At 70.5% G+C, this 18,489-nt stretch carries 15 protein-coding genes and 1 tRNA gene; 11 read left to right on the top strand and 5 right to left on the bottom strand.

Annotated elements, in window-relative coordinates:
- The first annotated feature begins 97 nt into the window (after positions 1 to 97).
- From AC0HS0_RS14655 to AC0HS0_RS14645, 3 genes are all read left to right on the top strand, one after another.
- Positions 98 to 3,058, top strand: a complete 2,961-nt coding sequence (locus AC0HS0_RS14655) for a UPF0182 family membrane protein (RefSeq protein WP_472964777.1) — start codon at positions 98 to 100, stop codon at positions 3,056 to 3,058.
- Positions 3,059 to 3,238: 180 nt separating this feature from the next.
- On the top strand, positions 3,239 to 4,435 hold the full coding sequence (locus AC0HS0_RS14650; protein WP_472964776.1) for an ROK family transcriptional regulator: 1,197 nt from the start codon (positions 3,239 to 3,241) through the stop codon (positions 4,433 to 4,435).
- Positions 4,435 to 4,932, top strand: coding sequence for a hypothetical protein (locus AC0HS0_RS14645; protein WP_472964775.1), 498 nt, complete (start codon positions 4,435 to 4,437; stop codon positions 4,930 to 4,932). The genes AC0HS0_RS14650 and AC0HS0_RS14645 overlap by 1 nt, the downstream gene beginning before the upstream one ends.
- On the opposite strand, the gene AC0HS0_RS14640 is transcribed toward AC0HS0_RS14645, so the two are convergent.
- Complete coding sequence (locus AC0HS0_RS14640; RefSeq protein WP_472964774.1) at positions 4,916 to 6,055, bottom strand: ROK family transcriptional regulator; 1,140 nt, start codon at positions 6,053 to 6,055, stop codon at positions 4,916 to 4,918. The genes AC0HS0_RS14645 and AC0HS0_RS14640 overlap by 17 nt on opposite strands.
- 58 nt (positions 6,056 to 6,113) lie before the next feature.
- Here AC0HS0_RS14640 and AC0HS0_RS14635 point away from each other — a divergent pair, with 58 nt between their 5' ends.
- Positions 6,114 to 6,632, top strand: a complete 519-nt coding sequence (locus AC0HS0_RS14635) for an isochorismatase family protein (RefSeq protein WP_472964773.1) — start codon at positions 6,114 to 6,116, stop codon at positions 6,630 to 6,632.
- A gap of 3 nt (positions 6,633 to 6,635) precedes the next feature.
- Here AC0HS0_RS14635 and AC0HS0_RS14630 read toward each other — a convergent pair whose 3' ends face one another.
- The 4 genes from AC0HS0_RS14630 to AC0HS0_RS14615 form a co-directional block, all read right to left on the bottom strand.
- Positions 6,636 to 10,052 (bottom strand): ATP-binding protein, encoded by a 3,417-nt coding sequence (locus AC0HS0_RS14630; RefSeq protein WP_472964772.1) that lies wholly within the window; start codon positions 10,050 to 10,052, stop codon positions 6,636 to 6,638.
- Positions 10,049 to 10,750 carry a DUF4194 domain-containing protein gene (locus tag AC0HS0_RS14625; RefSeq protein ID WP_472964771.1) on the bottom strand — a complete coding sequence of 234 codons (702 nt, stop codon included), beginning with the start codon at positions 10,748 to 10,750 and terminating at the stop codon, positions 10,049 to 10,051. The genes AC0HS0_RS14630 and AC0HS0_RS14625 overlap by 4 nt, the downstream gene beginning before the upstream one ends.
- Complete coding sequence (locus tag AC0HS0_RS14620) at positions 10,747 to 12,243, bottom strand: DUF3375 family protein (protein ID WP_472964770.1); 1,497 nt, start codon at positions 12,241 to 12,243, stop codon at positions 10,747 to 10,749. The genes AC0HS0_RS14625 and AC0HS0_RS14620 overlap by 4 nt, the downstream gene beginning before the upstream one ends.
- Before the next feature lie 91 nt (positions 12,244 to 12,334).
- A tRNA-Met gene (locus tag AC0HS0_RS14615) sits at positions 12,335 to 12,411 on the bottom strand.
- Between the two features lie 121 nt (positions 12,412 to 12,532).
- Between AC0HS0_RS14615 and AC0HS0_RS14610 the strand changes: the two genes are divergently transcribed.
- Genes AC0HS0_RS14610 through AC0HS0_RS14580 form a run of 7 tightly spaced genes read left to right on the top strand, consistent with a single transcriptional unit; the run spans position 12,533 to position 18,472 of the window.
- Positions 12,533 to 13,600 (top strand): PIG-L deacetylase family protein, encoded by a 1,068-nt coding sequence (locus AC0HS0_RS14610; RefSeq protein WP_472964769.1) that lies wholly within the window; start codon positions 12,533 to 12,535, stop codon positions 13,598 to 13,600.
- Positions 13,597 to 14,607 (top strand): ATP-grasp domain-containing protein, encoded by a 1,011-nt coding sequence (locus AC0HS0_RS14605; protein ID WP_472964768.1) that lies wholly within the window; start codon positions 13,597 to 13,599, stop codon positions 14,605 to 14,607. The genes AC0HS0_RS14610 and AC0HS0_RS14605 overlap by 4 nt, the downstream gene beginning before the upstream one ends.
- Complete coding sequence (locus AC0HS0_RS14600; RefSeq protein WP_472964767.1) at positions 14,604 to 15,356, top strand: PHP domain-containing protein; 753 nt, start codon at positions 14,604 to 14,606, stop codon at positions 15,354 to 15,356. The genes AC0HS0_RS14605 and AC0HS0_RS14600 overlap by 4 nt, the downstream gene beginning before the upstream one ends.
- Positions 15,353 to 15,508 carry a hypothetical protein gene (locus AC0HS0_RS14595; RefSeq protein ID WP_472964766.1) on the top strand — a complete coding sequence of 52 codons (156 nt, stop codon included), beginning with the start codon at positions 15,353 to 15,355 and terminating at the stop codon, positions 15,506 to 15,508. The genes AC0HS0_RS14600 and AC0HS0_RS14595 overlap by 4 nt, the downstream gene beginning before the upstream one ends.
- On the top strand, positions 15,505 to 15,894 hold the full coding sequence (locus tag AC0HS0_RS14590) for a response regulator (protein WP_472964765.1): 390 nt from the start codon (positions 15,505 to 15,507) through the stop codon (positions 15,892 to 15,894). The genes AC0HS0_RS14595 and AC0HS0_RS14590 overlap by 4 nt, the downstream gene beginning before the upstream one ends.
- The gene (locus AC0HS0_RS14585) at positions 15,891 to 17,669 is read left to right on the top strand and encodes a sensor histidine kinase (protein ID WP_472964764.1); all 1,779 of its coding nucleotides are present in this window, start codon (positions 15,891 to 15,893) and stop codon (positions 17,667 to 17,669) included. Before AC0HS0_RS14590 ends, AC0HS0_RS14585 begins: the two co-directional genes overlap by 4 nt.
- Positions 17,666 to 18,472, top strand: coding sequence for a carbon-nitrogen hydrolase family protein (locus AC0HS0_RS14580; RefSeq protein WP_472964763.1), 807 nt, complete (start codon positions 17,666 to 17,668; stop codon positions 18,470 to 18,472). Before AC0HS0_RS14585 ends, AC0HS0_RS14580 begins: the two co-directional genes overlap by 4 nt.
- Positions 18,473 to 18,489 lie beyond the last annotated feature (17 nt).

Here is an 18,489-nt window from a genome sequence, read left to right as displayed (position 1 = left end):
CGTTCGCCGTCCTCACCGCAGGGCCGCAGCAATCTCCAAGCGACGGCCACCTAGGATGGTTCTCTGAGTCACCCCACGGAGAGCAAGAGGGCCACACGTGAGTTCAACCACTGCAGTTCGACCCCCGGGGCGCCGCCGGGCGGCCATCTGGATCACGCTGGGCGTGATCGTGGCGCTGGTGATCCTGTTCTTCGTCTTCGCGGGCCTCTACGCCGACGTGCTGTGGTACCAGCAGCTCGGGTTCCTCAACGTGCTCACCACCCAGTGGTTCGCCGGCGCCGCCATGTTCTTCATCGGGTTCTTCGCGATGGCCCTCCCGCTGTGGCTGTCCATCCAGCTCGCTTACCGGCTGCGACCCGTGTACGCCAAGCTGAACACGCAGCTCGATCGCTACCAGCAGGTGATCGAGCCGCTGCGCCGGCTCGCGATGTACGGCATCCCTGTCGTGTTCGGCATCTTCGCCGGCGTCTCGTCGGCGAGCCGCTGGCAGGCGGCCGCCATGTGGCTGAACGGCACGTCGTTCGGCAAGTCCGACCCGCTGTTCCACCTCGACATCGGCTTCTACGTGTTCGCGCTGCCGTTCTACCGCAGCGCCGTCGCCTTCGCGTCGGCGGTCGTGCTCATCTCGCTGCTGGCGACGCTCGCCACCTGCTACCTCTACGGCTCCATCCGCTTCAGCGGCCGCGAGGTGCGCATCTCCCGGGCCGCGCGCGTCCAGATCGCGGTCATCGCCGCTCTCTACCTGCTGCTGCAGGGCGTCAGCATCTGGCTCGACCGCTACGCGGCGGTGACCGACTCCAACGTCAACGACATGATCAACGGTGCCGCGTACACCGACGTGAACGCGTCCATCCCGGGCAGGGCGGTGCTGGCAGGCGCGGCCATCTTCGTCGCCATCCTCTTCGTCCTCACCGCCTTCACCGGCCGCTGGCGCTTCCCCGTGGTTGGCACCGCGCTGCTCATCGTGGCGGCCCTGGTCGTCGGTGCGATCTACCCCTGGATCGTCCAGCGCTTCCAGGTCGACCCGAGTCAGAAGACCCTCGAGACGCCATACATCCAAGACTCCATCGATGCCACGCGAGATGCGTACGCGCTCAGCGACATCCAGGTGATCCCGTACGACGCGACGACGAACGCTCAGGCCGGGGCGCTGCGTCAGGATGCCCAGACCACCGCGCAGATCCGCATCATGGACCCGGCGGTGATCAGCCCTTCCTTCCAGCAGCTGCAGCAGTTCCGCCAGTACTACTCGTTCCCGCGCAACCTCAACGTCGACCGCTACAGGATCAACGGCAACGAGCAGGACGCGGTGGTCTCCGTGCGCGAGCTCAACCAGTCGGGCCTCACGAGCAGGAGTTGGTTCAACGACACCATCGTGTACACCCACGGCTACGGCATGGTCGCCGCGTACGGCAACCAGCGCTCCAGCGACGGCCAGCCCGTGTTCCTCGAGTCGGGCATCCCCACCACCGGCACCCTAGGCACCTACGAGCCGCGGGTCTACTTCGGCCAGCAATCGCCGACCTACTCGATCGTCGGTGCGCCGAAGGGTACCAAGTCCGTCGAGCTCGACTACCCCGGGGGCAGCGACAACGCGCAACAGACCTACACCACGTTCTCGGGCAACGGCGGACCGAAGCTCGACAACATCTTCAAGCGCCTGGTCTACGCCTTGAAGTTCCAGGACGAGCAGATCGTCCTGTCCGACGCGGTCAACAGCGACTCGCAGATCCTCTACGACCGCGACCCGATCAAGCGCGTCCAGAAGGTGGCGCCTTACCTGACCCTCGACTCGCAGGCCTACCCGGCGGTGATCGACGGCCGCATCAAGTGGGTCATCGACGGTTACACGACGAGTGACCAGTACCCGTACTCGCATGTCGGGAGCCTGAGCGACTCGATCGCGGACACCGAGACGCCGAAGCCGGCCTACGCCTTCGACAACATCAACTACATCCGCAATTCGGTCAAGGCCACCGTCGACGCCTACGACGGTTCAGTGAAGCTCTACGCGTGGGACGCCAAGGACCCGGTGCTGCAGACCTGGCAGAAGATCTTCCCGACCACGGTCAAGCCGATCAGCGACATGAGCGCGCAGCTGCTGAGCCACGTGCGCTACCCGTCCGACCTGTTCAAGGTGCAGCGCGCGGTGCTCGGCCAGTACCACGTCACCGACGCCGGGTCGTTCTATTCCCGCGACGACGCGTGGACGACACCGAACGATCCGACCTCGTCGCCGTCGGATCCGACTCTGCAGCCGCCGTACTACCTGACGATGCAGATGCCGGGACAGGAGAAGCCGTCGTTCTCGCTGTACTCGACGTTCATACCGCAAGCGTCCAGCGAGTCGAGCAGGTCGGTGCTCAAGGGCTACTTGGCGGTGGACGCGGATGCCGGTTCGTCGAAGGGCAAGGTCGCGTCGGGCTACGGCAAACTCAGACTCCTGTCTCTGCCGTCGAGCGACACCATCCCCGGGCCCGGACAGGTGCAGAACAACTTCAACTCCGACCCGACCGTGTCCCAGGAGCTGAACCTGCTGAGACAGGGCAAGACCGACGTCATCAACGGCAACCTGCTGACACTGCCGGTCGGAGGCGGCCTGCTCTACGTGCAGCCCGTCTATGTGAAGTCGACCGGTGAGACGAGCTATCCGATTCTGCAGAAGGTGCTGGTCGCGTTCGGTGACAAGATCGCCTTCGAAGACACGCTCGATCAGGCGCTGGATTCGCTGTTCGGCGGCGATTCCGGAGCGAGTGCCGGTGACAACAACGTCCCGACGACCGGGGGAGGCGGAACCGGCGGAACAGGTGGAACCGGAACGGGCAACGGCACCGGAACAGGCAGCGGCACCGGCTCCGGTTCGGGGTCGACCTCCGGCCAGAACAACCCGGCGCTGCAGCAGGCCCTCCAGCAGGCCAAGCAGGCGTTGTCGGATCGCGAGGCCGCGCTGAAGGCCGGTGACTGGGCGGCGTACGGCGCCGCGGACGCCCGCCTGCAGCAGGCGCTCCAGAACGCGATCGCAGCGGAGGGGACCGGCACGAGCTCCGGCTCGAAGTAGCTGTCGGGAGCCACCGCCGAATCCGGCTGAGCGGCCTGCACCGATCGGGTGCGGGCCGCTCTGCGTATGTTCAGGCATCGTACAAAGTCAGGGCGTGGGAGTCTGCGGTTTCTCCAATCGAGGGCATATTCAGCGCGAAAGCTCTTGCGCGAACTTTGATTGTCTACTTTACTAACAAACATGCTCGTCGACGAAGCGCATCGCTCCGGTTCCACGGACCCCCGTCCCGCCCGGACGGATGGCCCCCTGGTCCCTGGCCGCGCCCTACGCCCGCGCACGAAGGTGCTCCCCGAGCACGCCCGCAACCACAACCGGTCGCTCGTGCTGCAGTCGCTCTACCGCGACGGGCAGGCGAGTAGGGCCGACCTGGCCAGGGAGACCGGGCTCACGCGGGTCACCATCTCCGACCTCGTCGGCGAGCTGATCGCCGAAGGTCTCGTGATCGAGCTCGGACAGCGCGACGATGCCCGACCGGGCAAGCCCGCCGTTCTCCTGGACGTCGATCGGTCGGCCAGCCAGATCATCGGTGTGGACCTCAGTGAGCACGCCGTGTTCCGCGGCGCCGTCCTCGACATGGACGGCCAGGTTCTGCGGTCCACCGAGCTGACCCTCGCCGGAAGCCGCGGCGAGGACGCCACTGCGAAAGTGCTCGCACTGGTCGACGAGCTCGTGGAGGCCGCGACGGCGCCGATCCTCGGCATCGGCATCGGGTCTCCCGGCATCGTGGATGCGTCGGGCACAGTCGTCGCTGCTCCGAACCTGGGCTGGACGGACGAGCCGCTGCAACGCAGGCTCGCCGAGCGCACCGGCCTTCCCGTATTCGTCGCGAACGACGCCAATGTCGCCGTGCTGGCGGAGCACGGCTTCGCCGACGCGCACGGCGACATGATGCTCGTCAAGGTCGGCCACGGCGTCGGTTCCGGATTGCTCGTCGCCGGCGCTCTGGTCTTCGGCAGCCGATTCGCCGCGGGGGAGATCGGCCAGGTGATGGTCGGAACCGACGACGGCTCAGAGGGGCCCTACGATCGCGAGAAGTGCCTGGAGGCGTGGCTCGCGGTCCCGCGTCTCGAGTCGAAGGTCGCGGCCGAGGCCCTCGCCGGCCGTCCCGTTGAACCGGTGCTCCGCGAGGCGGGACAGCGGCTCGGGGTCGCCCTCGCGCCCATCGTCGGTGCTCTGAACCTTTCGGAGGTCGTGCTGAGCGGCCCGGAGGAGCTCCTCGCCGGTGTACTGATCGACGCCTTGGGCGCGACGCTCCGCAACCGCACGATGGCTGGATTCCACTCGGACGTCACTCTCCGCATGACCAGCCAGGGCAGGGACATCGTGCTGCGCGGGTGCGTCATCATGGTGCTCTCCGCCCAGCTCGGGGTGTCCTGATGACTCTGGTCGTCGAACCCGTCGTCCGCGAGCAGATCGTGGCGAAGCCGTTCCGCTTCGGGCCCGGGGTGCTCGCCCGCCTGAGCGACTTCCGCGGTCGGTGCACGGTGGTCCGGCTCGCGAGCGCGAGCAATGAACGCCTGGGTGTGCCGCGCTGGTATACGCTCGCGGAGGCCTGGAGCGAGACCGGGTCGGCGGTGGCCGCCCACTGGTCGCGCAACCCCGTGATCGACGTGGCCCCGTCTGACGCCCCCGATCTGGTGCTCGCGACGGGGACCCCGGTCGTCGTCATCGGCGCGGACATCGTGATCGCGCCCTGGCAGCGTGCCGTCGTCGACGCGGTGCGGGCGGCGTGCGCGCAGGTGCTGGTGGTGGAGGTCGCGCCGTCGCCGGTCACCGTCCATGTTGCCCGCGACGGCTACGCCGACCTCGAGACGTTCGGCCACGACCGGCAGCGCGGGTCGGAACTGCTCGCGCTGCTCAGCGCGCCCAGCTGACGCCGAGCGTGGACTGGAGGGCGTACTGCGCGGCGCCGCGGAACGGCTGCTCCAAAGCGGTCTTGGCGTAGCGGAAGCTGAGCGGCATCGCCGCCCTGACCGGGTGCCGAGCGGCCTCCGCCCGCACATGCCCGATGAAGTCGGCCCCGAGCTTCGGCGCGGCGCCGCCGAGCACGATGTTCGGAACGTCGAGGGCCGCGCCGACCATGAGCAGGGCGCGCGCGAGCGCCCTCGCCCCGGTGGCGACACGCTCACGCGACTCGGGGAGCGCCGCGAGCGCGGTGACATCGACGGCCTCCAGGTCGGCGCCGTGCGGCAGGCCGAGGAGGCTGGTGACCGAGACGACCTCCTCGAGGCAGCCGCGGTTGCCGCACGCGCACACGGGTGCGTCGTCGCCGAACAGCACGGGCACGTGCCCGATCTCACCGGCGCGGTGCGAGGCGCCGGTCAGCACGACGCCGTCAACGATCACCGCGGCGCCCACGCCGGTGCTGAGCGAGACGAACAGCTGGTTGGCTCCGAACTCGTCGGACAGCGAGTAGTCGGCGATCGCCTCGGCGTCGGCATCGTTGACGAGCCGCACCGGCGCGGACACGATGCCGGCGAGCTCCCGTCCCAGGTCGACGTCGATCCAGCCGAGCTGGACGCTCTCGCGGATCAGGTCGCCGTCGGCGATGCCGGGCACCTGGATGCCGACGGCCGCGACCCGGGCGGTCGTGACCCCGGCCAGCCTGCGGACGACGGTGCGGACGTCATCGAGTGTCGCGGTGGCCGTCGTGCGATGCGCCACTGTCGTGACGACGTCGCCGAGAAGATCCACGACCGCTCCACGGACCAGTCCCGGCTGCACGATCACCGACAGGAGGACGTTGTGCTCCGCGTCGACGCGCAGTGTCGTCGCTCGCTTGCCGCCGGTGCTCTCGGCCAGCCGGCCCTCGATGACGAGGCCGTCGGCGATGAGCCCGGCGAGCAGGGAGGACACGGTGGCGGAGGTCAGGCCGGTCCGGCGCGCGATGGCCGCGCGCGTGGCGAGGCCATCGCCGGAGAGCACCAGCTGGAGCGCTGTGGTGAGGTTGCGCTCGCGCACGGCGGACTGCGTCGCCTTGCCGTGTTCGTCTGCCACAGTCCTCCTCGAGACCCCCGGTTTACGACCCTAGCGAATGCGGCGCATGATGGACCGCATGGGATATGGCCTCATCCTCGTCGATGTGCAGCGGAACATGCTGGAAGGTCCGGGCGCGGTCTCGGGGGCCGCGGAGTTCCGCGACCTGCTCTCGGGGCTGCTCGATGCCGCCCGGGACGCCGACGCGGCGATCATCCACGTCAAGAACGACGGAACCGTCGGCGACCCGGACGAGCCGGGCACTCCCGGCTGGGAGCTCGTCTTCACGCCGCTGCCGGGCGAGCCCATCGTGCGCAAGGACGCGCCGAATGCGTTCGAGTCCAACCCCGCCCTCGCCGACGTGCTGCGGGCGATGGGCGTCGACACGGTCGTCGTCGCCGGGCTGCAGAGCGAGTACTGCGTGCAGGCCACCGCGGTCGGAGCGCTCGAGCGCGGTTTCGACGTGGTCGTGCCCGCCGGCGCCCACACGACCTACGACGACGGCGAGCCGGCGGCCGACATCGTCGAGCGCGTCACGCTCGAGCTCGTCGCCGCCGGCGTGGAGGTGCCGGAACTCGACGAGGTGACCTTCGACTGACGCTCAGTCGACCAGGGCACCCAGGCGTTCGCCCTCCAGCGCCTCCCGGATGCTCAGCGAGTAGATGCGCGAGAAGCCGGGCCGGGCGGGGTCGCCGGTGATGTAGGCGACCGACTCGACGTGCTCCTCGAACGCATTGACCTTGTCGCGCGGCGCGCCGACGATGAGCTGGAATCCCAGGCCGCGGAACGCCGCCAGAGCGCGGCCCGTGTATTCGTTGTCGGCCTTCACGAAGCCTTCGTCGAGCACGATGGGGGCGTAGGTCGGGGTGGCGTCGGTGCCGTCTCCGAGGCGGTAGCGCAGCGCCGCGCCGAGCACGAACGCGATGAGCTCCTGCCCTTCGCCTCCCGACTTGCCCGCGACGCCCTCGTGGACGATCTGCGTGCCGTCGGCGCGCGTCTCGATGGCCCGGAACTGGTAGTGCTCGCGCGCATCCAGCACGCGCCGGCGCCAGGCCTCACCGGCGCGGGAGCGCTCCTCCAGCCGGGCCAGGTCGCGGCGGAGCTCGAGGAAGTCGCGCTCGATCGCGGCGGCGTCCCGACGGTCGGCGCCCGCTGCGCCGGCCGCACCAGCGGTGTGCTTGCGCAGAGTGCGCGTGAATTCGTGGAGGTCGCTGTTCGAGACGGGACGCGGCTCGATGTCGAGCGTCGACCCCTCCCGGAACTCGATGCCGCGCAGCGCGTTCGAGATCGGCCGCACGCCCCGCCGGATGGCGTGGCCGTCCTCCTCGATCTGGGTGAGCAGGGCGCGGAGGCTGTCGCCCATGCTCGCGCCCGCCTTGACGAGCCAATCGGCCTTCGACCGCGGCAGGTCGTCGTCGACGAGCACCCGGTGGATGGCGAGCACCGCGGGCAGACTCTCGATGGTGGCGTCGATCTCGGTCGACGGGTCCAGATCGCGATAGCGTTCGAAGGTGACCACCAGCAGCTCCGCGAGGTGCTCGACGTTCTGCTGGTGCGTCTCGATCTGGTCGCGCAGCACGGCGTGCGCCTCCGCGTAGCGGCGGTCGACGTCGGAGGACTGCTTCGGCGCGGCGAACGGGAGGGTGCCGAGCAGGAATCGCTCCTCCGGAGTCAGCGGACTGTTCCGCTCCAGCGCATCGGCCACGCTGTCCTCGATGTCGTTGAGGTCGGCGTGCTCGGACTCGAGCTCCTCCAGCCGCGCCTGCAGCGCTGCTCCGCGCTTGGCGGCGTCGAGGCGCTCCCGGTCGTGGCGGTCGGCTTCGTCCTGCAGCGCCGTCGCCTCCGGGTGCTCGACGGAGACCCGGTCGAGCTGCTCGGTGAGCTGCGCGACGCGCGACTCGTGGGGTGCGAGCTCGATCGCCTCCCACTGGATCGCCCGCACGGCGCCGAGCGCCTCGGCGCGCGTCCGCGCTTCGCTGTGCGCGGCCTCCGCGCTGTCCGACGCGGCGCGGGCGGCGCTGAGCTCGGCCTCCAGCTCGGCGAGCCGGGCCGCCAGCTCCTCGATGCGCGGCGTGTTGTCGAGCCCGATCCAGGAGGCGCTGCGGCGGTCGTCCTTGATGACGCGGCCGCGCGCGGCGGACCGCATCCCCGCCCGGGTCACCGCGCCGGAGGCGCCGGCCGGACGGGGTGCGTCGAGATCCTCCGGCGACTCGACGCACAGGACGCTGCGGTCGCGCACCAGCTCGTCGTGCAGCCAGCCCCAGTACGGGCTGGCCTCGTCGAAGTGCAGCAGGGCGGGAACGGTCCGGTCGATCGGGTCGAGCTCGGGCGCGCGCTCGGCGGTCGCGGGGACCAGGACCACCCGGCCGCGCATGTCGCCGTCGTTGACGAACCGGCGGACGGCCGCGAAGCTGCGCTCGTCCACGATCAAGTGGGTGGCGGTCTCGCCGAGCACTGTCTCGACGGCGCGGCTCCAGTCGCGACGGCCTGGCGCGACCTCGAACAGCTCGCCCGCATACGGGAGGCTCTCGGCGGGGAGCCCGGCACCCGCCGCGATCCGGCGGCGGCGTTCGTCCGCATCGGCAGGCACGTTGCTCCGGCGCTGCTCGTACGACCGCTTCTCGGCCGAGACGGCGGCGATCGCCTTCTTGGCCGCGTCGACGCGGCCGGCGAGCTCGTAGCGCTCGGCCTTCTGCTCGTCGTCGGCCACGAGGGCCGCCAGCGCGGCCTCGGCCTGCGCCTGCGCCAGGGCAAGCTGCTCGGCGGAGTCCGGAGCCTCCAGCCCGGCCCGGCCGAAGAGGGCGTCGGCCGACGCCCGCTCCCGCGCCTGAGCTCCGAGGATCCGTTCGGCCAGCTCGAGCTCGCGCCGCAGAGCGACGGACGGGTCCCCGCCGAGCGCGGCCAGCCGCGACTGGGCGTCCTGCTGGGCGCGATGCGCCGCCCGCTCGTCTGATTCGGCCGCGCGGCGCAGCGATTCCTGCTCGCGCTTGCGCTCGCGGACGGCGTCCACCTGCCCCGAGACCCAGTCGCGGACGTGCTCCGCCAGCCAGACGCGCAGGCGCGGGTCGCTCTCGCCGTCGGCCGGGGTCAACAGCCTCCGCTTGCCGGTGGCGTCGTCGGCGGCGGCGGTGAGCTGCTCGGCACGGGCCGGGACGTCGGCCAGGACCTCCAGCTTGCGACGCGTGGTCTCGAAGACGTCGTAGAGGGCGGAGGCCTCCCGGTAGCTGCTGAGGGTCGTCTCCCAGCGCGACAGGGCGCGCGGCTCGGTGAGAACGAAGGACTTGAACAGCTCGTCGATCGAGAAGACACCCTTCGATGCCTGGGCGCGGCGCAACAGGGTGAGCGCCTTCAGCTGCGACTCGTCGCTGCCGCCGATGCCGAGCTCCTCGCAGAGCCGCACCCGCAGCTCCGGCTGCGATGAGGTCACCAGGTCGCGCTCGGGATGCACCAGCCGGCCGAGCGACGCGCGCGTCAGCGGCGAGGAGCTGCCCGGCTCCTGCACGAGCTCGTTGAGGCGGCCGAGCGGGAACTCCCCGTGCGCCAGGAGGTAGACCGTCGCGGTCGTGACCTCGTCCTGCGTCGAGGTGTCCGGTCCGATCCAGGCGAGCCGTGCGGCGGTGACGGTCTCGCCGAGCTCGGTGCGCCAGGTGATCGCGGCCCCGCTCGGGAAGGCGGTGCCGAGGGGCCGGAGGAAGTGGGTCGTCGTCGTGTCGGAACCGGCGTCCTTCACCTCGTCGGTCTTGCCGCGCGCGTAGCTGTACACCGTGCGCTCCGAGCGCTGCCGGGAGTCGTCGCGTGCCGCGCGGTTGAACTCCTGCGGGTTGGGCATGATGACCGCCGACATGGCGTCGAGCACTGTCGACTTGCCGCGACCGGTCGGACCGAGGATGGCGATGCCTCCGCGGCCGACGGGCATCCGGTGGAGGCCGTCGTAGCCTCCCCAGTTCAGCAGCTGGACGAGCTCGATGCGGAACTGGCCGCGGCGGAGCAGGCCGTCGTCTTCGGGCAGATCGTTCACTCGCCGGCCTCCTCGGGGGTGGTGTCGTCGTGCTCAGCGGACGCGTCGTCGTCGGGCGCGTCCTCACCGGCGGCGGTGAGGAACGTCCGCTCCAGGTGCAGCAGCTCGTCGGCGCCGATCAGCGGCACCACCGCGGGGGAGACCACGTACACGTCGGGATCCTCCGGGGTGGGGGTCAGCAGCTCGAGCCGGTCGAGCGCCGCGATCGCGGCACGGATCCTGCGGTCGACCCGCACCTCGTCGTGCGAGGAGTCTCCCTGGAAGCGGCTGAGGAACTCGGCCACGTGGTCGCGGGTCACCGTGACGGGCTCGTCCTGCGCGTCGGCGTAGGCGTGCTCCTGGCGGAGCAGCACAAGCAGGAGGGACGCGTCGCGAGACAGCGGCTTCTCGCGGCGCAGCAGCACGGGGACGCCGTCCTCGCCGTTCTGACGCTTGAAGGCCACCTCGTGCGCGAGGTCGAGGTGCAGCGTCAGGAACAGCTCGTCGAGCCGTGCGCGGACGTCCTCCTCGTGGTCGAGCAGACCGCGCCACGCTTCGGGATGCTTGGCCCGCGTGATGAACCGGCTGGTCAGCAGCGTGATGAGCGCGATGCGTGCCTCGCGGGGGAGTGCGTCGCCCGCCAGCCCGTCCCCGAAGGCGTCAGAACCGGTGGTCTGCGCCTCGTCTCGGCTCGCCGTCGTCGTCTCCGTGGCGCTCATCGTCCGTCCGCCTCCTGGTCGGCCGCGTCCCGTCCGAAGACGAGGAGCGGCATGGTCACTTCGCGTGCGCCGGCCGTGATGTCGAGCGGCACGGTCTGTACGCCCTCCGCCACGGCTCCGTTCTCGGCGCCGAGCTCGATCAGGCTGACCGCGAGACCGAGCCGGCGGTACTCCGCGGGCGTCGCCGAGTAGACGTCGGCGCCGGTCACCGTCTCCGCCTCGGCGAGCAGGGAATCGATGGTCTCGCGCACTGCGGCCGTGCTGGTCGCTACGGCGAGCCGGAGCGCCTCGCGTTCGTCGTCGGGCAGCGGATCGTCGTTCTCGGTGATCGCGACGCCGACCTCCGGACGCCCGCGGTCGCGCCAGAGCTGTGCCTGAGTCACGTCCACGAGGTCCCAGCCGCCGATGCCGAGCAGATCGCCGTCGACCAGCGCGGGCCCCGGGCGACGCTCCGTCCAGAGCGCTCCGGCGTCCATCGCTCGGGCCGCGAGCGCGAGCAGGCGCGCGTGCCGGTCCGAGCCGCTGCGGCTGAGGAAACGTCGCAACGACGACGTCCAGCGGACGTAGGTCTCCTGCACGCTCTGCTCCTCGGCGAGCAGGGAGGTTATCAACGTCTCCAGCTGTGCGCGCTGGCGCTCGGTCAGGTCGGTGATCTCGCCGGGCCGCGCGAGGACGCGCTCGATGTCGGAGCGCATCCCCTCCAGCTCGCGGGAGGACAGCATGGCGGCGAACCCGCGGTAGGCGCGCCCCTCCGGCGTCTGCTCGAGCAGGTCGTTGTCACGCAGGAACCGGTCGACGAGCGCGCCCTTTCCGACGGTCTGCGATGATGCCGCCCTGGCGACGTCGCGGTGACGCTGCTCCACCATCGCGCCGAGCTGGCGGAAGTCCTCCGGCAGTGTCGCCGTCAGCCGCAGCACCTCGCGCACCTGGCGCGAGACGGCCTCCGGTGCCGCCACCGACGCGCCGTGCCGCGCGATCTCGTCCCTGCGTCGCTGCAGCTCGGCGATTTCCCGGTCGAGGCGGTCGAGCTGCGACTCGGGAGTGGGATCGGTCAGCGCCGCCAACTGGTGGACGGCGTGAGCGATGCTCGCGAACCGCGCCTCCGAGACCGCGCTGTCGGGCTCGGCCAGCTCGCGGACGATCCGCAGCGCCTGCAGCGAGTACTGCGAGAGGCGATAGCGTGCGCGACCTTCACCGGCGCCCGCCCGGGTTCGGACCAGCCAGCGGCTGTCGACCCAGCTGCGGCAGTACTCGGCGGGGGAGGTGCGCGTCGTCTCCGGTTCGGCCGGCTCGCGATCGTCGTCGAGCTCCTCGAGCGCGTCGGCGACCTTCTGGTGGAACCAGTCGGCCGAGACCGTCCCGTCCGCGTACTCGAGATGGCGTGAGAAGAGGGGGAGGACCCAGCGACCGTTGTAACTGCGCAGCAGGGCCCAGGTGGGATGCTCCTCCCAGACTGCGGCGATGCGTGCGCCGTCGAGGGCCTCGTCCATCATCCTCCGCTGCCATGATCCGGAAAGAGGCCAAAAGCCAGCCTGAACAAAAATCGGCCCGGACCTGGGGATTTCTCCTCAAGTCCGGGCCATCTGGTTGCGGGGGCAGGATTTGAACCTACGACCTCTGGGTTATGAGCCCAGCGAGCTACCGAGCTGCTCCACCCCGCGGCACAAGAAATGACTCTAGCACGGCCCGAGGGCGGTGTGAAATCCGCTGTCGGCCCGGGCGCGTCCGGGGTACCTAGACCGCTCGTCCCACTAGAGTCGACGCAGGACCCAGGAGATGCGTATGGCGAATTCGGCCCAGAAGTACCGCGTGTGCGTGATCGAGGACGATCCCGACGTGGCCTTCTACATGAAGACCGTGCTCGAGAAGCGTGCGGACGCGCAGGTCGTCGCCGTCACCGATCCCTCCATCGCACTCGACACGATCGCCTCGTTCGACCCGGACGTCGTCATCACCGACATCGAGATGCCGGGGATCTCCGGCATCGACCTCCTGCGGGAGGTGCGCAGCCGCCACCCAGGCCTGCCCGTCGTGGTCATGACGGCGCACGTGTCGGTCGACTACGCGGTCTCCGCGCTGCGCGCGCAGGCCGACGAGTTCCTCACCAAGCCGATCGCTTCCTCCGAGCTCGTCGCCATCGTGAACCGGCTCGCGGAGGAGGGGCGCACCAAGCGGGCCGCGAACCAGCAGCAGGTGGTCCTCGCGATCGGCGCGCATCCCGACGACGTCGAGATCGGCGTCGGCGGCATCCTCTCCGCGCACCGCGACGCCGGCAACCAGGTCGTCATCCTGACGCTCTCGCGCGGGGCGCGCGGAGGCGACGCCGACGACCGTCAGCACGAGTCCCTCGCCGCGGCCGAGCTGCTCGGCGCCCGGCTCTTCCTCGAAGACCTCGAAGACACCCGCATCTCGGCCGCCGACCCGACCGTGAGCATCATCGAGCGCGTCGTCGCCGAGGTGCGACCGGACATCGTCTACACGCACTCGGCGCACGACCGGCACCAGGACCACCGGGCGGTGCACGCGGCCGTCAATGTCGCCACGCGCAATGTCCGCACGGTGTGCTGCTTCCAGAGTCCGTCGGCGACGATCGACTTCCGCCCTACCCGGTTCGTGCCGATCGACGGCTTCACCGAGGCCAAGCTGCGCCTCATCGACTGCTTCCGTTCGCAGACCGAGCTGCGCGCGTATCTCGACCACGACTTCGTGCTCGCCACCGCGCGCTACTGGTCGCGGTTCGGGGGCGGCACCAACTGCGAGCCGCTGGAGGTGATGCGCGACACCGCGGACATCTCCGTTCCCGCCTCCGCCATCCAGACCGACGCCCGAATCCGAAGGAACCAGGAATGACCGCATCCCTCACCCGCGTGCTCGTCACGGGCGCAGGAGGCCCGGCCGGCATCGCCGTCATCCGCTCGCTGCTCGACCGCGACGACGTGGAGGTGTTCGCCGCCGACATGGACGGTTGGGCGAGCGGCCTGTACCTGGTGCCGGAGTCGGCCAGGCGGATCGTCCCGCCCGGGCGCGCGCCGACGTTCGTCGACGATGTGATCGCGATGTGCGCGGCCGACGGCATCGACGTGCTGTTCTCCACGGTCGACGTGGAGCTGCCCGGCCTCGCCGCCCGGCGCGACGAGCTCTCCGCCGCGGGCACGGCGCTGGCGGCGCCCAGCCACGAGACTCTGGTGACCTGCCTCGACAAGTACCGCCTGGCGCAGGCCGTCGACGGCAAGGCGCGCATCCCCGAGACGCGCCTGCTCGACCGCGACGGCGTCGGCGCCGAGTGGGTCTTCCCGGTGATCATCAAGCCGCGCAGCGGCGCGGGGTCGCGAGGTGTGCGCTTGATCGCCGACCGTGCCGCCCTGGAGGCGCTGGGGGAGGACCGGAGCATCCTCATCCAGGAGAACCTGCCGGGCGAGGAGTTCTCGGTCGACGTGCTCGCGGGCCTCGACGGCGCCGTGATCGCGGCCGTGCCGCGCTCCCGCGAGCGCGTCGATTCCGGTGTCTCGATCGCGGGTCGCACGGTGCGCAGAGAGGAGCTGTCGCAGACCGCCGCCGACGTCGCCCGGGCCATCGGTCTGACCGGCGTCGCCAACGTCCAGCTCCGCTACAGCAGCGATGGCGTGCCTGCGCTGCTGGAGGTCAACCCGCGTTTTCCCGGCGCGATGCCGTTGACGATCGCCGCCGGTGTCGACATGCCCTCGCTGCTCCTCGACCTCGTGCTCGGGCGCCCCGTGCCCTCCTCCGTCGACTTCGCGGAGCTCGCCAACGTGCGCTTCCTCGAAGACGTCTTCCTCGACCCGGCCGACGTGCTCGTCTCCGAGAATGCGGCCCACTCGGAGGGACCGGAGGAGTGACCGATCGTCTGCACGCGCTGCTGCGCGGCGACTTCCATGTGCACTCGACCTTCTCGGACGACGCCAGGAGCACGCTCGCGGAGAACATCGCGGCCGCGTCGGCGGCGACCCTCGCCCGCGTGCGCCTGACCGACCATGTGCGCGCGTCCACCACCTGGGTGCCCGAGTTCCTCGCGGCGGTCGCGGCCGAGCCCGTGCCCGACGGACTCACCGTGCTCACCGGTGTGGAGGCGAAGCTGCTGGACGCGTCCGGCGCGGTCGATACTCCGCCCGGCCTCCGTGTCGGCGCGGGCGGTGTCGACGCCGTCGTCATCGGCGACCATCAGTTCCCCGGCACCGACGGGCCGTGGTCGCCCGAGGAGACGCGTCGCCGGATCGCCGACGGTCTTGCGGCCGACGACGCGCTGGATCTGCTGATCGAGGCGAGCATCCGGGCGATGGAGAGGACCAGGCACGCGCAGCTGGCGCACTGGTTCTCGATCCTCCCCAAGGTGGGACTCGCAGAGGAGCAGCTCGGAGCGGATCGTCTCGCCGCCTGGGCGTCCGCCGCTGCGGCGACGGGCACAATCGTCGAGGTGAACGAGAAATGGGCGTGCCCGGGACCCGATGCCGTGTTGGCCCTCCGGGACGCCGGAGCGCGTATCGTTGCGTCCACCGACAGTCACGACGCGGCCGATGTGGGCCGCTACGACCGCGTGACCGCCGTGCTCGACGCCGTGGAGGCCGCCGAACGGGAGGAGCGCCGATGAGCCCCGTCGACCTGACCCGCGTGCAGCGCGAGGAGCTGCAGCGCGAGATCGACAGCAACCGGCGGTGGGAGCTGCGTCTGCCGCTCTACGGAGGCATCGCGCTCGTCGTCATCGCCGCCGTGGTCGTCGTGCGGCTGGTGTTCTTCTCGTGACCGACGCCAAGCGCATCGTCATCGCGGACGACGACGACGACATCCGCCACCTGATGGTCATCGCGGCAGGCCGCGCCGGTGTCGAGATCGTCGCCGCGGTCGACAACGGCCGTTCCGCGCTCGACGCGGTCATCGGGGGCGGGATCGACCTCGCCGTCCTCGACATCTCGATGCCCGGGCTCAACGGCGTGGAGGTCGCAGAGGCGATCCGCGGCGACGACGCGACCAAGGACACGCTCATCCTGATGGTGTCCGCCTCCGTGCAGCTGCTCACCGATCACGGCGTCGTCGCCGACCGGTCCGACAGCTTCATCATCAAACCGTTCAGCCCGCGGGCGCTCTCCGAGCGCATCCGCTCGATGCTCGGCCTGGGAGAGCCCGCATGACCGTCGATCGCTGGCTGGGACGGATCCCGCTGGACTCGCCCTCCGTCTTCCTCAAGCTCGTGCCGACGCTCGTCGGCTTCGCCATCGCGCTGGGGCTGACCTTCATCCCCGGTGTCGTGACGGCGCACCTCCCGCTCTTCATCGTCGGCGCGAGTCTCGTGATGATCGGAGCACTCCTGCTCTCCGTGCTCGTGCCGTGGGCGCGGCTCGACGCACGGTGGGCGATCGCGGTGCCGCTGGTGGCGATGATGGCGATCGGGCTGATGCGCATCGGGACGGGGGGCTCGACGTCGTCCATCGGCGTGATCCTGCTGCTCCCGTTCGTGTGGATCGCCACGGAGGAGGGTCGGCGCAACATCGTCATCGCCGCCCTCGGCATCTTCGTCGTGCTCCTCGGCCCGATCCTGATCGACCATGCGGCGACGAGTGCCGCGGACGTCCTCCGCGCCTTCTTCTCGCCGGTCATCTACCTGATCGTCGCCGCTGTGGTGAACGAAATCGCCCACCGGTCCCGCGTGCAGTTGGCGGCCTCCCGCGCCGTCGCCGCCCAGCGCGAGGAGCTGCTGGAGCAGGCGCAGCGCACCCAGGATGAGCTGGTGCTCAACGAGGCGCGCCTGAAGACCGCCAACCGGCTCATCCAGAGCATCTGGAACGCCGTCACCGAGCAGTCCGTGATCGGCACCGACCTCGACGGCGTGATCGACGTCTGGAATCCCGGCGCCGAGAAGATGCTCGGCCTGACCGAGAAGCAGGTAGTCGGCCACGACAGGCGGGTCATCGAGTTCCACCTCGTGAGCGAGCTGGAGGACCGGCTGCGCGACATGGACGCGCGCTTCACCACGGTCACCAGCGTGGACGACTTCTCGGCCCTCGTCGACACCGTGCGCGCCGGCTACGCGGACGTGCGCGACTGGACGTATGTGCGCGCGGACGGCAAGCATGTGCCCGTCCAGGTCGCTGCCACCCCGCGGATCGACGAGAACGGTCACCGGGTCGGCTTCATCTTCGTGGCCACCGACATGACCCAGGCCCGCGAGTTCGCGCGGCTGAAGGACGAGTTCGTCGGGCTGATCTCACACGAGCTGCGCACACCGCTCAGCTCGATCCTCGGCTACCTCGAGCTGATGCGCGACGACGACGAGGCGCCCCTCTCAGACGAGCAGCTGCAATACCTCGGCGTCGCCGAGCGCAACGCGCACCGCCTGCTCCGCCTGGTCGGCGACCTCCTCTTCACGGCGCAGGTCGAATCGGGGAGGTTCCCGATCGACATCAAGGACGCGGAACTGCGCTCCGTCGTCTCGGCCTCGGTCGAGTCGGCGAGGCCCGGCGCGGGCGCCGCCGGCGTCGCCCTCGTCATGGAGGTGCCCGACGAGCCAGTCGAGGTGCGCGGCGACACCGTCCGGCTCGGGCAGGCGGTCGACAACCTGGTCTCCAACGCGCTCAAGTTCACCCCGTCGGGCGGCAGCGTGACGGTCTCGCTGCGTCGCGACGGCGATGAGGCGGTGGTGGCGGTCACCGACACCGGCATCGGCATCCCGGCCGTCGAGCTGAGCCAGCTCTCCCAGCGGTTCTTCCGCGCGTCGACGGCCACCCGCAACGCCGTGCCCGGCGTCGGCCTCGGCCTCACGATCACCAAGGCGATCGTCACGGCGCACGGCGGCCGGCTCGACATCGCGAGCGAGGAGGGCGTCGGAACGTCGATCAGCCTCCACCTCCCGATCGAGACCCCTGCACCGGTGGCCGAGGCGGTGCCCGGCGCGGAGGCCGCCTCGTGAGCTCGATCGGGGTCGCGGTCGCCCAGTTCACCCCGGGCGACGATCGTGTGCACAACCGCGACCTGGTCGCCGCCCTGATCGCCGTCGCCGCGGCCCGTGGAGCCCGCCTGGTGGTCTTCCCCGAGTACGCGTCGTACTTCACGGACCCGCTCGGGCCGTCCTTCGCGCGCAACGCCGAGCCGCTCGACGGCGAGTTCGTGCAGTCGCTGGCCGCGACGGCGCGCGAGCACAGTGTGTTCGTGATAGCCGGGTTGGTCGAGCAGACCGGGATCCACGACAAGTTCGCCAACACCCTGGTCGCCGTCGGCCCGGACGGGGCGACACTGGCCGTCTACCGCAAGCAGCACCTGTACGATGCGTTCGGTTCGACAGAGTCGGACTGGGTGGTGCCCGGCGACCTCGCGCTGCCGGAGGTGTTCGACGTCGACGGCCTCCGAGTCGGGATGCAGACCTGTTACGACCTGCGCTTCCCGGAGGTCACCCGCCGGCTCGCCGATGCCGGCGCCGACCTGGTCGCGGTACCGGCGGAGTGGGTGCGCGGCCCTCTCAAGGAGCACCACTGGTCGACGCTGCTGGCCGCGCGCGCCATCGAGAACACGCTCTATGTCGCGGCCGCCGACCACACCCCGCCGATCGGCGTGGGCGACAGCGTGATCGTCGATCCGATGGGCGTGACGCTCGCGGGCCTGGGCGAGACGACAGGCGTCGCAGTAGCCGAGGCGTCGGCGGAACGCGTCGCGGAGGTGCGCAGGCGCAACCCTGCGCTGCAGCTGCGGCGCTACCGGGTGGAGCCGAACGACTGACCCGCCGCCAGGCTCCT

Source organism: Leifsonia sp. PARNA 1/14 (assembly GCF_055720965.1).
This window is presented reverse-complemented; position numbering and strand designations above follow the sequence as displayed.